Source organism: Deltaproteobacteria bacterium (assembly GCA_019309545.1).
Classification (GTDB): domain Bacteria; phylum Desulfobacterota; class Desulfobaccia; order Desulfobaccales; family Desulfobaccaceae; genus Desulfobacca_B.
This window is the reverse complement of the sequence record JAFDGA010000007.1, coordinates 66,556-79,345: the sequence shown is the minus strand read 5'-3', so window position 1 is coordinate 79,345 and position 12,790 is coordinate 66,556. Positions and strand designations below refer to the sequence as shown.

Annotated in this window: 15 protein-coding genes; 3 read left to right on the top strand and 12 right to left on the bottom strand. The window is 56.7% G+C overall.

Features of this window, described 5'->3' with window-relative positions; all coding sequences use genetic code 11:
• Positions 1-100, top strand: a 100-nt coding sequence (locus JRG72_03675; GenBank protein ID MBW2134321.1) for an IS1595 family transposase, incomplete at its 5' end; no start/stop codon positions are given.
• 7 nt (positions 101-107) lie between these two features.
• The gene (locus JRG72_03670; GenBank protein ID MBW2134320.1) at positions 108-269 is read left to right on the top strand and encodes a rubredoxin; all 162 of its coding nucleotides are present in this window, start codon (positions 108-110) and stop codon (positions 267-269) included.
• A 134-nt stretch (positions 270-403) separates the two neighbouring features.
• Here the strand turns inward: JRG72_03670 and icd are convergent, their stop codons facing one another.
• The 11 genes from icd to JRG72_03615 all read right to left on the bottom strand — a co-directional run bounded on the left by icd (position 404) and on the right by JRG72_03615 (position 10,414).
• Complete coding sequence (icd, locus tag JRG72_03665; protein ID MBW2134319.1) at positions 404-1,645, bottom strand: isocitrate dehydrogenase (NADP(+)); 1,242 nt, start codon at positions 1,643-1,645, stop codon at positions 404-406.
• Positions 1,646-1,831: 186 nt separating this feature from the next.
• Positions 1,832-2,263 (bottom strand): hypothetical protein, encoded by a 432-nt coding sequence (locus tag JRG72_03660; protein MBW2134318.1) that lies wholly within the window; start codon positions 2,261-2,263, stop codon positions 1,832-1,834.
• A complete protein-coding gene (locus JRG72_03655; GenBank protein ID MBW2134317.1) occupies positions 2,253-3,248 on the bottom strand; it encodes an alcohol dehydrogenase catalytic domain-containing protein in 996 nt (331 codons plus the stop codon). The genes JRG72_03660 and JRG72_03655 overlap by 11 nt, the downstream gene beginning before the upstream one ends.
• Positions 3,229-4,452 carry a glycosyltransferase family 4 protein gene (locus tag JRG72_03650; GenBank protein ID MBW2134316.1) on the bottom strand — a complete coding sequence of 408 codons (1,224 nt, stop codon included), beginning with the start codon at positions 4,450-4,452 and terminating at the stop codon, positions 3,229-3,231. Before JRG72_03650 ends, JRG72_03655 begins: the two co-directional genes overlap by 20 nt.
• Entirely contained in the window at positions 4,425-5,363 is a 939-nt protein-coding gene (locus tag JRG72_03645; GenBank protein ID MBW2134315.1) for an NAD-dependent epimerase/dehydratase family protein, read from the bottom strand. The genes JRG72_03650 and JRG72_03645 overlap by 28 nt, the downstream gene beginning before the upstream one ends.
• Positions 5,357-6,490, bottom strand: a complete 1,134-nt coding sequence (locus JRG72_03640) for a glycosyltransferase (GenBank protein MBW2134314.1) — start codon at positions 6,488-6,490, stop codon at positions 5,357-5,359. The genes JRG72_03645 and JRG72_03640 overlap by 7 nt, the downstream gene beginning before the upstream one ends.
• Before the next feature lie 5 nt (positions 6,491-6,495).
• Entirely contained in the window at positions 6,496-7,653 is a 1,158-nt protein-coding gene (locus JRG72_03635; protein MBW2134313.1) for a glycosyltransferase family 4 protein, read from the bottom strand.
• Positions 7,650-8,684: a putative lipopolysaccharide heptosyltransferase III gene (rfaQ, locus tag JRG72_03630; GenBank protein ID MBW2134312.1), complete on the bottom strand. Its 1,035-nt coding sequence runs from the start codon at positions 8,682-8,684 to the stop codon at positions 7,650-7,652. Before rfaQ ends, JRG72_03635 begins: the two co-directional genes overlap by 4 nt.
• The gene (gene lpxA, locus JRG72_03625) at positions 8,674-9,471 is read right to left on the bottom strand and encodes an acyl-ACP--UDP-N-acetylglucosamine O-acyltransferase (protein ID MBW2134311.1); all 798 of its coding nucleotides are present in this window, start codon (positions 9,469-9,471) and stop codon (positions 8,674-8,676) included. The genes rfaQ and lpxA overlap by 11 nt, the downstream gene beginning before the upstream one ends.
• The gene (locus JRG72_03620) at positions 9,468-10,238 is read right to left on the bottom strand and encodes a glycosyltransferase family 2 protein (protein MBW2134310.1); all 771 of its coding nucleotides are present in this window, start codon (positions 10,236-10,238) and stop codon (positions 9,468-9,470) included. The genes lpxA and JRG72_03620 overlap by 4 nt, the downstream gene beginning before the upstream one ends.
• Before the next feature lie 5 nt (positions 10,239-10,243).
• Entirely contained in the window at positions 10,244-10,414 is a 171-nt protein-coding gene (locus JRG72_03615; protein ID MBW2134309.1) for a Trm112 family protein, read from the bottom strand.
• Between the two features lie 416 nt (positions 10,415-10,830).
• Between JRG72_03615 and JRG72_03610 the strand changes: the two genes are divergently transcribed.
• Positions 10,831-11,538: a TlyA family RNA methyltransferase gene (locus tag JRG72_03610; GenBank protein ID MBW2134308.1), complete on the top strand. Its 708-nt coding sequence runs from the start codon at positions 10,831-10,833 to the stop codon at positions 11,536-11,538.
• 66 nt (positions 11,539-11,604) lie between these two features.
• On the opposite strand, the gene ahbC is transcribed toward JRG72_03610, so the two are convergent.
• Entirely contained in the window at positions 11,605-12,783 is a 1,179-nt protein-coding gene (ahbC, locus tag JRG72_03605) for a 12,18-didecarboxysiroheme deacetylase (protein MBW2134307.1), read from the bottom strand.
• Between the last annotated feature and the right edge of the window lie 7 nt (positions 12,784-12,790).

The following is a 12,790-nucleotide window of genomic DNA, read 5'->3' as shown; positions in this document are numbered from 1 at the left end:
CCGTTTCAACCGCCGCTTCTGGGAACCGCAAATGTTTAACCGGATGCTTCATGCTTGTCTCAATTCGGATACAAGCACTTTTGCAGAGCTAAGGACATAATCATAAAATGAAAAAGTATGTCTGTACCGTCTGTGGCTATGTTTATGATCCCGCGGCGGGCGATCCGGACAGTGGGGTGGCTCCGGGTACCCCATTTGAGAATCTACCGGATGATTGGTTCTGCCCGGTCTGTGGGGCGGCCAAGGAAGATTTTGCTCCCGAGGGGTAAAATCGGCTATTTATAACCCAAGTAATGATTGCGTGGAGGCCAGAAGATTGGGAGCCAGGGGCCGCAGACTCCTGGCCTCCCCTTAAATTAACCGCTTAAATGCCTCTGTTAATAATTCTTTCCCGGTTTTTTTCTCATTGCTTAAGGTTTTCAATCAGGGCACTGGCAAACCCGGAACAGGAGACCTCCCGGGCGCCGGGTAGCAACCGGGCCAGATCATAGGTGACGGTGCCGGCCATCAGGGTGCGGCCCAGACCCTGGTGGATCAGCTCCGCGGCCTCGGTCCAGCCTAGATATTCCAACAGCATGGCCCCGGACAGAATCAGCGAGCTGGGATTGACCTTATCCAATCCGGCGTACTTGGGGGCGCTGCCGTGGGTGGCCTCAAAGACCGCGTAACGGTCGCCGATATTGGCTCCGGGGGCCATTCCCAAGCCCCCCACCTGGGCTGCCAAGGCATCCGAGAGATAATCGCCGTTCAGGTTGGGAGTGGCAATAACGCTATATTCCTCGGGCCTTAACAGCACCTGCTGGAACATCGCATCGGCAATGCGGTCCTTGATAACCACCTTGCCGGGCGGACGCTGGCCCTGATAATCCTGGGCCAGTTGGTCCTCAGTAAGCACCTGGTCGCCAAACTCAGACGCGGCTACTTCATAGCCCCAGGATTTAAACGCGCCTTCAGTGAATTTCATGATATTGCCCTTATGCATCAGGGTGACACTGGGGCGTTGATGAGTCAGGGCATATTTCAGGGCCTTGCGGACCAACCGCTGGCTGCCCGCGGCCGTCATGGGCTTAATGCCGATGCCGGCCTCGGGGGCAATGTCACAGCCCAACTGCGAATTTAAAAATTCAATAACCTTGCGGGCTTCCGGACTTTGGGCCGGCCATTCAATACCGGCATAGACGTCTTCGGTGTTTTCGCGGAAGACCACCATGTTGACCTTTTCTGGGGTTTTTATGGGGCTGGGGGCCCCTGGGTAATAGCGCACCGGCCGGATGCAGGCATAAAGTTCCAGTACCTGCCTCAAGGTGACGTTAAGCGAGCGGAAGCCGCCTCCCACCGGCGTGGTCAGCGGGCCTTTGAGGGCCACCAGATATTCCTGAATGGCGGTAATGGACTCCGGCGGCAGGTAGCTGCCGCATTGTTGCGCCGCCTTTTCTCCGGCCAGAATTTCCTGCCAGACAATCCGGCGCTGTCCGGCGTAAGCCTGTGAAACTGCAGCATCCAGGACCCGAACCGTAGCCCGCCAGATGTCGGGTCCAGTGCCGTCTCCTTCAATATAAAGAATAATCGGGCAATCCGGAACCTGGAGTTGCCCGTCTCCGCTCATCGTCAGCTTTTGACCCTGAATAAGATTATTCTCATTCATAAACGCAACTCTTCCTTTGCTATAAATCTGATAATGGCCAGGGGCGATTAGTGTTGTATATTATAAACAAATTTGGCATGGTTTTTTGCAGGTGGGATCCCCCGACCCCTATAGAAATGGCGCGATTATCAGTGCCGGTCACCGGCTTCTTCCTAACCCATGATATGTATTTGATATTACAGTGGCTTAGGTTAATAAGAGCGGCTCCGGCCTCATGGTCATTTCCGGGGTCGGACCGATAACTTTAAGCACTGCCGCCGGTATCAGGCTTTCGGCCAGACCCAGCAGGGCATAGCCCCTTCCGGGGGGCAGCTTCAGGCTTTCTGGCCGGACCGCGCCGGGCATACTGAGCGCCCGCAAGCCGCCGTCTCCGCCGATGGCCAGGCAAACCGCCGGGGCTCCCTCTGCATGCCTGGTCCAGAAGACCTGTAAATCAACCGGAGACCCACTCAGAGCGGTAGACCAGCCGATCAACATTTCTTCATCGCCCTCCGGGTATTGGATAGTTAATTGCGACCCCTGCCAGATGGGGGACAGCACCCACAGCCGGGTTAAGGCCATGCCCTGGGGAACATTGGGGTTAGGTTTGACCCGGTAATCAATATATTTAATTGCCATCTGAGGTAACCTCGACCAATACTTTTAAGACCTCTGGTTGCTGAGCATATTCCAAGGCCTCTCGGGCCTGTGCCAGAGGGAAGGTCCGGGAAATCAACGGCCGGGGGTTTACCAGACCATTAGCCAATAATCGCAGCGCCGGGGCAAAGGGCCCGCAACGGGAACCAATAACCGTCACTTCCGGTACCACCAGCAGGGTCGGGTTGAATTCCAGGGTCTGTTGATAAGTGCTTTTGGCAACAATAGAACCCTGGGGGCGCACTGCCGCCAGCGCGGTGTGCCACCCGGCGGGTGCGCCGCTGCACTCGACCACCAGATCAAAATCAGGAGGGAAAATCCTACCTGGCCCGGAGCCCTCTTCTCCAACAAAGTGGTCGGCCTTATGAGTAATCACTCCTAAAGCGGCCACCAGGGCCATTTTTTCCGGATGTCGGCCCACCAGGTGCAGTTCAGCGCCGGTCAGCCGCAAAGCCAAGGCGCTGAGTAGCCCCAACTTGCCATCACCCACGATGAGGACTTTAGAAGTTGGGGAGATCGGCACCTGGACCAAGATTTCCAGGGCCGCAGCCAATGGCTCGGTGAACACTGCAACTGCATCCGGCACCGAGTCCGGCACCTGGTGCAGATTGGCCAGCGGCAGAGTCAAATATTCGGCCAAGGCCCCATCCCGGCCGCTAATCCCCAGGACCGTGCGCTGCTGGCAGTGTTTCGACTGCCCGCGCTGGCAAAGGAGACACTGACCACAGCCGATATTGATTTCCCCTACCACCCGCTGGCCGATCCAGGCCGGGTCCGAAGCTGCCTCGACCCGCCCGACAAATTCATGTCCCAAGATGCCCTGAAACTGCTTATAGCCCCCAGTGATTTCCACATCGGTCTGGCACAGGCCCACCAGCCTTACGCGGATCAGGGCCTCCCCGGCCTGAGGCTGCGGCCGCGGCACCTGGACCAGACGCAATTGGCCATCAAACCTCAGGGCTTGCATCAGCAATATTTTCCGCCTGTATCTTATCGATGCCGCTGACCCGGCGATAAAAATAGACCAGACCAGCCCGGTAATGTTCCCAGGTAAACTGCTCGGCCCGGTGCCGGGCCCTCAAGCCCATTTCTGCGGCCAACCCGCGATCCTCATAAAACTGGCTCAGGGAGGCCATCAATGGCTCCACGGTTTGGCTGGGTACGATCAGACCCTCGATGCCATGGCGGGCCACCGAACCGGCCTCGGGAGTGACGATAACCGGCAAGCCGCTGGCCATGGCCTCATAGGTGACCTTGGCGCTCCCTTCGTCCAACGACGGGAAACAGAACACCGTACTGTTATTATAAAGCCGCACCGGGTCTGACACAAAGCCCTCGATTTTTATGCCCGGCTCTCCTTCATAATGGGCCAGAAGTGGTCGGATTTCCTCGTGCACCGACCCCGCCAATACTAACTCGGCGTTCTTAAATCCCAGTCGCTGCCAGGCTTCCAACAGATAAGGCACGCCTTTTCGAAAACATAGTTGCCCTACGAACAAGACCCGGAACACCCGATCTATGGAGGGTTGGGGACGGAAACGGCTAACATCCACTCCCCTTGGAAGCAGGACCAACTTTTCAGGTGGATAACCCCGCTCCAGAAAAGTTTGCCGGGTAAATTCTGAGGGCACCAGGATATAATCGGCACTCTGGCATTCTTCCAGGGCGGTCGTGACTTCCCGGTGCCAGTGGTCCCACGCTCTAAGGAGCCGGAAGGGCGGCGGCGGCCAGCTTTGCCCCCGACGGCGATATTCCTCGGCTAACATCTCCTGGCTATGGCAGGGATGACAATAATTGCGCTCCAGAAGGGCGATAGCGCCGTGTTGCTTAGCCGTTTTCAGGGAATGCCAACATTCATGGGTCCAGCCATGGAAGATTTCCGGCGGCTGCCTAGCCAGATAACCCTTAGTAATGTAATCCAAATACATGCGTTTTAAGGAGTAATAATAACGGGCTGGCAGACCGGAAAACAGCTTGGTGGGTTGCAACCAGACATTTTTAATCAGGGCCGTGGGTATCTCGGTCGGCTTATAGCCATAGACGATGGCCTTTTGCAACATTTGGGCCCGATACGCAGCCACCACCGCCTGTTGGACCACATTAGCCAGTCCCACTCCCCCTAAGCGGGTGGCAGCAGCATAGACTAGCTGAGGGATGTTTGTTGCAGCCATTGCCAGGTACGTTGCAGGCCTTCGGCGAAAGTGGTTTGGGGCCGCCAGCCCAAAAGGGCGCCAATCCGCCGACAGTCTAAGATATTAACCGGGACATCTAAAGGCCGCGACGGCTTAAACTCAACCTGCGGCGGGTGGCCGGTGATTTCCTCTATGGCCTCCAGCAATTCCAGCAGTGACAACCCATAGCCACTGCCGACGTTAAAAATCCGCACCCCATTTTCTGGGGGGCGATAGCGCATACAACGATACAAGGCCCGGGCCAGGTCCCCCACATAAAGATAATCCCGGACAACACGGCCATCTCCCCAGATTTCGATGGGCAGCCCCCGGAGGGTGCGGTAGAGAAATACCCCCACAGCCCCGAGGGGGCGGGTAAGGTCCTGGCCTTCGCCAAACGGGTTGGCCCCCCGCAACACCACATATTCCTGGCCGCGGGTTACCCGGAACAGCTCCAGGTATTTTTCTACCCCTAACTTGGTGATCCCATAGGAACAGCGCGGTTCGCAGCTATGATCCTCCGGGATCGGAATCTGCTTGGGTATGCCATAGACCGTCCCGCCCGAAGATATAAAAATTACTTTCTTAATCCCTGCGGTTACACATGATTCCAGGAGCTTCACGCTACTGTAAAGATTAGTTTGGATATCGGCCCCTGGATCCTGGTTGGAAGTTTGCGGAATGGTACTCCAGGCCAGATGATAGAGGATGTCGATCCCCTCAAGCACCTCAGGGTGTTGGGGAATGTCTTTCATGTCCAGGGCAATATATTCATTTCCAGGTATCGGGCAAGTTTTAAGATCGACGATCCTGACCCAATGTCCCCGTTGCTGCAGCAGCGCCACCAGATGCGAGCCAACAAAGCCGGAACCACCTAAGACTAGGACATTTTCTTTGCTTTTATTCACCATCGCGAATCGATTTTCTCCCGGATTAATTGATCGTAAAGAGCCTGAATCTGCTGACCGTAACGGGCCACGGTAAACTCGCGGCTTATGCGTTCCTGCCCGGTCTGGGCCAATTGCCGGGCATACGCTGGTCTGTCCACCAGTTCCTGAATACACTCGGCCAGAGCCTTAATATCTCCCCGAGGGAATACCAGGCCATGCACTCCATGCTGCACCGCCTCGACATTACCATCGGCATCACTAACTATCACCGGCACCCCGGCGGCCATGGCCTCCAGAACGGCATTGGACAGACCCTCCTGATCACTGGGAAGCACGAAAATATCAATTGCCGCCAGAATATCCGGGATATCACGTCTTAGCCCCAAAAAGTGGGTAATATCGGCCACCTCATAATCTTTGGCTTGTTGCTTGACGCGGTCTTCTCCCCGCCCGGCACCTACCACTAGACATTCCAACGGATAGCGTTGCCGCAATGTCTGTAGAGCCGCGAAGAGATAACGGTGACCCTTTTCAGGATCAAGCCGGGATATCACCCCCACAACTTGATTATCAGGTTTTAGGTGGAGTTTTCTTCTGATCTCTGCTTGTGGTCGCCTGGAGAGAAGATATGAGGGATTAACCCCATTGTAGACTACTCTCACTCTGGCAGGGGACAGTTGATGCCAATCAATCACCTGCTCTCGGACCGCCTGGCAGACGGCTATATGGAGATCGGTAAAACGACCAAGAAGCTGGCTCAAAATGGCTCGCTTAAATCTATAATGGCGAAAAACCACATGCTCATGGGCAATAATGATCGGCACTCCGACTAAAAGAGCGGCGATACGTCCATATAAGGCCGGATGATAGGTGGAAGCGTGAAGTATATGGATATGCTTTTCCCGCATTATCCTGCCAAGTTGTTTAATAATCTGCGGCCAAGCCCTGCGCCCTTTCAATCCCAGATTGATCACCTCGAACCCGGCCTGAGCGATTTCCCGGCCGATAGCCCCGTCATTTTCAATAGCGCAAGCGATTGGTCGATAACGCTCAGGATCTAGATGTTGAAAGAGGTTGAGCACTCCTTGCTGCACCCCGCCCAGGTTAAGACCGATGACTACCCGCAATACATTGATACTGTTTGGCATGGCGATTACCCTGGATGTTTTTCGGCAGCTACCGCGGTTAGGGCGTCCAAGGTCTCCTGGGCTGTCCGTCTCCAGGAAAGGTCAGCGACCGCGGCGACCGCGGCGTCCTGAATGCGGCGGTCATCCCGACTTTCCGTAAACCGGGCCAAAGCTGCGGCCAGGCCCTCCAGATCATCAGGCCGCCCCAGAATCACCCCGTTTTCCTCCGGGGTAATAAACTCGGCGGCCCCATTGGCCGCGGTGGTAACTACCGGCCGCCCGCAGGCCAGGGCCTCCAGGACTACATTGCTGCAGGGGTCGTAAATAGTTGGCAGCGCCACTACCGCGGCTGCAGCATAAAACCGCTCCACCCGGGGTTGGGGGCCTAAAAACCGAACTCGTGAGGCCACGCCTGACTTCCGGGCCAGGCGCTGATAAGACCCGGGACGTCCCTGACCGACAACTAACAGCAGATTGCGGGAATCCCGAAGGCGGGCCACAGCCTTTATTAAAAAAGCCAGCCCTTTGCGCCCAAACCCGGAGCCGACAAAGAGTATAATCGGTGGCAGCGGCGATAACCCCAATTCTTGGGCCACAGCGGTCCGTAGATCTTTAACCGCCGCCGGGGAAAACCGCTCCCGGTCAACGCCGTTATAGATCACCCGGATTTTCGTCGGGTCCACCCCATAATGGCGCTCGATTTCGTCCCGGACCTGCTGGGAGTTGGAAATCACTCGTCGCAAACAGGCGCTCTGAAATAGACGTTTTTCCAATCCCAGCAGCAGCCGATGAAAGGGACTTATGGTCATGCTCAGGCGCTGCCCGCCGGTGGCGTAGGGCCAGCGTCTTATCAGCCATTCCCGGTGACAGCCATCTCCGGCCCGGTAGACGTCCTGGTCCAGGGTCCGTTCTAGACTATAAATGACATCAAAATGTTCTTTTTGCAACAGCCGTCGGGTATTGAGGGCAAAACTCAGAACCCGCCCGCTCTTGCCGCCCCAGGCCGGCACCGGGAGCCAACGGAGCTGGCCACTGTGCCCTTCTGCAGAGGTCTTCCCCGGCCCGGTAGTAGATAGAATGGTGACCTCATGGCCCTGGCGCAGGAATTCCTGGACCAGGTAATCCAGGGTGTTTTCCGCCCCGCCCCAGGCGGTGTAACGCTGGCGGATCAGGGCGATTTTCATGGCCCCAGTATCTGCGCCACGCCCGCCAAGACCTCGGCCGGGGTAAGTTCGGTCAGACAGCGGCTGACCTTCGAACCCTGGCAGCCATCCTGACCACAGGGCTGACAATCCCAGCCTTTTTTGATGACCACGTGCCCTTGGCCCCAAGGCCGCCAATTATAATCGCCGGTAGGACCGAACAGGGCCACCGTTGGGGTGCCGACTGCCGCGGCCAGATGCATGGGAGCGCTGTCCACCCCCAGAAACAGCCGGGCATGGGAGATCAGGGCTCCTAACTCTTTCAAAGACAGGCGGCCCGCCAGGTTAATGGTCGGAACCGAAACTTTCCGCATGATGTCCGCCACCAGGTTTAATTCCCGGTCCTCTGGGGCGGCGGTCAACACCACCGGTAACTGATAGTCCTGTTCCATAACCTCGATTACCTGAGCATAACCAGAGGCGGTCCAACTTTTAAACAGCCAACGGGCCGCGGGGTGCATCAGAACAAAGCCTCGATCCTCAAGATGATGCTTCTCCAGCAATTCTCGCACTCGGTGGTCGACCGTGCCATTCCAATAAAATTTTAACCCGGTATCCTGGGGCTGCCACCCCAGGGCCTGAACCGCGGCCAGGTTCTGCTCCACGGTATGCCAGCGCACCGGCGGCCGGGGCAGGAGCAGGTTAAAGGCATAACGCCGCTGCCAGCCAGGACGCCCCGGATTATCAAAACCGAGGCGTTGGGAAGCACCGCTGAGCCAGGTGTAAATTGCCCCCCGGTCGCCTCCGGAAAGCTCCAGCACCAGATCAAAACGCCGTCGCCGCAGCCCTAGGGCAAAACTGAGCGGCTCCCACCACTGCCGGGGTCTGGAGTTCACGATCAGCAGTTCATCGATACTCGGGTTATCGGTCAGCATGGCCTCGGTGCCCTGGCGCACCACCGCGCTGACCAGGCTATTAGGCCAAGCTTCCTTCAAGGCGGTAAACACCGGGGTGGCGAGCAAGACATCGCCGATGTGTTTAAGCCTGATGACCAGGATGCGGTTAAAAACCATCTTCTCCCAAACTACCGCTGCCCCTGGCTATCCCGCGCTCTGACTGATGGATAAATTCCAACAGATACTTCACTTCAGGTGTAAGCGGCACCTCGGCCTCTATCCGTTTCACGGCCTCTGAGATATTCACCGGCCGGTAAAACAACAACTTATAAGCCTGCCGCAATGGTTCAATCTGTTGCCGTTGGAACCCGGCCCGCCGCAACCCCACCAGGTTGAGGCCGCACACTGTATGGGTACCGTCCAGCAGGCAAAAGGGCGGCACATCGCGGGAGGTCCGGGAGCCGCCCCGCATCAACGCCAGCCGGCCTACCCGGCAGAACTGGTGAATGAGGCAATTCGCCGAGATAAAGGCCTGATCTGCCACCGCCACATAACCACCGATCAGTGCTCCGTTGACCACGATGACCCGGTCGCCTACCGACGAATTGTGCGCCATGTGACTCAGGGCCATGAGAAAATTATGATTGCCGACCCGGGTGGCAGTGCCCGGCTTGGTGCCCCGGTGGATGGTGACGTATTCCCGGATAATATTATGGTCGCCGATAATGGTGTAACTTTCTTCCCCTTTAAAGGCATAATCCTGGGGTTCATGGCCGATGATGGCCCCGAAGGAAATCAGATTATGCTTCCCAATAATGGTATGAGGGCCGATGTAGGCATGAGCCTGAATCCGGGTACCGGTCCCGATGCGTGCCGGTCCCTCAATGATCACCCCCGGGCCGATCTCCACCTCGGGGGCCAATTCCACGCCGGGGCCGATCCTGGCCGTGGGGTCAATATTCATGCCGAGACCTCGTTGGTCTGGGCCTGCTGTCGCAACTCCCGCAATTTGGCATACTTCAAAAAATTATACACACTGTACAGCACCGCCAGGGTATATCCGGCCCGGCCTTCCAGGAAACCTTTTTTAAGAAAATAGAGATTGACAAAGGTCAACCAGGGCCGCCACAGGAGTTCCCCCCAGCAAGGGCGTTTTCCCTGTTTGACCAGTTCCCGGGCCGCCAGCAGGGAATACCGATCCATGCGCTGCACAAAATCGCTGAGGTTGTCATAGGTATAATGTTCCAGAGGATGCTGCAAGGTACCGACCCTGCCGTCGACTGCCACCCCCTCGTGGACTTCCCGGTCCACAAAATGCCCCTGGCCGCGGCGAAACAGCCGGATAGTATAATCTGGATACCATCCCAAGTGTTTGATCCACTGGCCACAGAAAAAATTCTTGCGGGCCACCCGGTAGCCCTCCAGGGGGCCGTCGGCCCGGACATGCTCCTGAATTTCTTCCCTCAAGGCCGGGGTAACCCGCTCATCCGCATCCAGGCTAAAGACCCATTCCATCCGAGCCTGATCCAGAGCCAGATTTTTATTCCAGGCAAATCCCTGCCAGGGGACGACAAAAATCCGGTCCGTAAAGGCCCGGGCCAGCTCCACGGTGCGATCGCTACTCTGCGAGTCCACCACCACGATCTCCTCCGCCCACCGCACTGACTCCAGACAGGCGACAATATTGGCCTCTTCATTCAAGGTGATGATGGTAACCGTAAGACGCGCCATAACCGTCAGGGCAGTTTTTTGGCCTCGTCGATGAGCATGATGGGAATATCGTCTTTAATCTCATAGAGCAACTTACAGCGTTCACAGATCAGCCCGTCGCCAGTTTCATTAAGATGGATTTCCCCTTTGCACTGCGGACAGGCCAGAATCTCTAATAGTTCTTTGCTGATTGCCATTTTGCTCCCATTCTTTTACCAGAATTAAATTGAGACCTTGGAGTGAAGGTTGCCTACTGGAGGTTATCAAAATCAGGGTCAAAACTCAACAAGTGAAATTCTCTTTATTTTTCAGATGGACATAATCTTTACCATGGCGGTAAGTACTGAGAATTATTGCTCCGATCCTTAAAGGGTTGGGGGGAGTGGGTTTGGGAGAGATGGCAGAGGTTGCAGACCCCTGGCCCCATCTCCCCAGATCAGGTTTTATCTGCAATCATTTCGGTTACTTGCGTATTGAGCAACAGATGTATTAAACGATCTTCCGAATCTAATGCAATCCCCGGTCAGATAAGCTATGATTATAACTGAATACCAATTGAGGCCGGGGTTTGCAGACTGGTAAAAATACAAAGAAGTGTCGGCTGGACCGATTAATGGTGGAGCGCGGGCTGGCCCCGAGCCGGGATCGGGCCCAGGCCCTGATCCTGGCCGGCAAGGTGCTGGTAGCCGGAGTGCCGGTGACCAAGGCTGGGGCTTTGGTCTCCGCACAGGACTCCCTGACCCTGGAAAGCCCTGATATTCCCTATGTTAGCCGCGGAGGCGTGAAGCTGGCCGCAGCCCTGGAGCACTTCCAGATCAGCGTTACCGGCAAGGTGGTTTTGGATGTCGGCGCGTCCACCGGCGGCTTTACCGATTGTCTGTTACAGCGGGGGGCGCTCCGGGTCTACGCGGTGGATGTGGGCTATGGCCAATTGGCCTGGAGCCTGCGCCAGGATGCCCGGGTGATCCTCCTGGAACGCACCAACATCCGCTATCTGCCGCCGGAAGCCATTGCCGAACCGATCGATCTGGCCACTATAGACGTCTCTTTTATTTCCCTGAAACTGGTGTTGCCCCGGGTCAAGGAATTTGTCCGTCCCGGTGGGGAAATCATCGCCTTGGCCAAACCCCAGTTCGAGGTGGGGCGGGAGCAGGTAGGGAAGGGCGGGGTGGTACGCGATCAAGGCCTGCAACTTCAGGTGGTGGACGATCTCAAAGCCCTGGCCACATCCCTGGATCTGGAAGTCATCGGCCATTTACCTTCGCCCATTCTGGGTCCCAAGGGTAATCAGGAATATCTCCTCTACTTCCGGCGGATATAATTAAGCTCCAGAATTCATTGACCGAACTTGGTATTATGAGGCGGACGAAAAGCTGGTGTATTTAATTCAGGCAATCTCGGCGTCGGTCAGGTAACAGGCGGGGTCGGGGGCCCACAGGTCGCCGGTCAGGGCCTCGGCCCGGACCCGGAGATTGCCGCTGCAGACCTTAAGCCAACGGCAGGTAGCACAACGGCCCCGGACATGGCGTTTTTTATCCTTCAATTGGGCCATCAGGGGGTTGCTCAGATCCGTCCAGATTTCGCTAAAGGGCCGCTGACGAACATTGCCGAAGGAATAATGCCGCCAGAACTGATCGGCATGCACCTCGCCATCCCAACTGATGCAGCCGATGCCTCGCCCGGAGTTGTTGCCTTCGTTCATGGTCAACAGTTCCAGGACTTCGGCGGCCCGGGGAGATTTTTCCTGGAACAGGCGGAGATAAATATATGGGCCGTCGGCGTGGTTATCGACGGTAAGCACTTCTTTGGGGTGGCCGCGCTCAAACAGATCGCGGGTGCGATACAGGATCAGATCTACCACCTGCCGGGTTTCGGCGTGACTGAGGGCCGCGGATATCAAGCGGCTGCCGCGGCCGCTATAGACCAGATGATAAAAACAGACCCGGGGGATGTGGTGGGTTTCGATCATATCAAAGATGGCTGGAATCTCTCGAAAGTTCAGGCGATTAATCGTAAACCGAAGGCCGACTTTGATGCCGGCCTCCTGGCAGTGGCGGATCCCGGCCAGGGCCGCGACAAAGGCCCCGGACTGGCCGCGGAAGTGGTCATGAGTAGCCTCGGTCCCATCCAGGCTGATGCCCACGTAAGACAGACCCTGGTTTTTTAACTCCCCGGCCAGCTCCCGAGTGATCAGGGTGCCGTTGGTGGAGATCACTGCCCGCATCCCTAGTTCCACCGTGCGGGCCACCAGTGTTAACAGATCCGGGCGCATCAGCGGTTCACCGCCCGAGAACAGTACCACCGGCACCCCAAAGGCCTGGAGATCCTCCAAGAGAGCCAGGCCTTCCGCTCGGGTCAGTTCATCGCTGGCGGCCGCGGCGCCGGCCTGAGCATAACAATGGATGCACTTCAGATTGCAGCGCCGGGTAACGTTCCAAACCACTACGGGCCGTTTATCCGCAGAAAATTGCAACAGATGTGAAGGCAGGCGGCTGGAGTGCCGTCCATAGCGCAGAACATCAGCCGCCTCCACTGCCCCACAATAGAGTTTGGATACCCCGATCATTTTTATT

Bases quoted from the DNA above. Each gene is read 5' to 3' on its own strand.
- JRG72_03670 (MBW2134320.1), top strand. From the start codon at position 108: ATGAAAAAGTATGTCTGTACCGTCTGTGGCTATGTTTATGATCCCGCG.
- icd (MBW2134319.1), bottom strand. From the start codon at position 1,645: ATGAATGAGAATAATCTTATTCAGGGTCAAAAGCTGACGATGAGCGGA.
- JRG72_03660 (MBW2134318.1), bottom strand. From the start codon at position 2,263: ATGGCAATTAAATATATTGATTACCGGGTCAAACCTAACCCCAATGTT.
- JRG72_03655 (MBW2134317.1), bottom strand. From the start codon at position 3,248: ATGCAAGCCCTGAGGTTTGATGGCCAATTGCGTCTGGTCCAGGTGCCG.
- JRG72_03650 (MBW2134316.1), bottom strand. From the start codon at position 4,452: ATGGCTGCAACAAACATCCCTCAGCTAGTCTATGCTGCTGCCACCCGC.
- JRG72_03645 (MBW2134315.1), bottom strand. From the start codon at position 5,363: ATGGTGAATAAAAGCAAAGAAAATGTCCTAGTCTTAGGTGGTTCCGGC.
- JRG72_03640 (MBW2134314.1), bottom strand. From the start codon at position 6,490: ATGCCAAACAGTATCAATGTATTGCGGGTAGTCATCGGTCTTAACCTG.
- JRG72_03635 (MBW2134313.1), bottom strand. From the start codon at position 7,653: ATGAAAATCGCCCTGATCCGCCAGCGTTACACCGCCTGGGGCGGGGCG.
- rfaQ (MBW2134312.1), bottom strand. From the start codon at position 8,684: ATGGTTTTTAACCGCATCCTGGTCATCAGGCTTAAACACATCGGCGAT.
- lpxA (MBW2134311.1), bottom strand. From the start codon at position 9,471: ATGAATATTGACCCCACGGCCAGGATCGGCCCCGGCGTGGAATTGGCC.
- JRG72_03620 (MBW2134310.1), bottom strand. From the start codon at position 10,238: ATGGCGCGTCTTACGGTTACCATCATCACCTTGAATGAAGAGGCCAAT.
- JRG72_03615 (MBW2134309.1), bottom strand. From the start codon at position 10,414: ATGGCAATCAGCAAAGAACTATTAGAGATTCTGGCCTGTCCGCAGTGC.
- JRG72_03610 (MBW2134308.1), top strand. From the start codon at position 10,831: ATGGTGGAGCGCGGGCTGGCCCCGAGCCGGGATCGGGCCCAGGCCCTG.
- ahbC (MBW2134307.1), bottom strand. From the start codon at position 12,783: ATGATCGGGGTATCCAAACTCTATTGTGGGGCAGTGGAGGCGGCTGAT.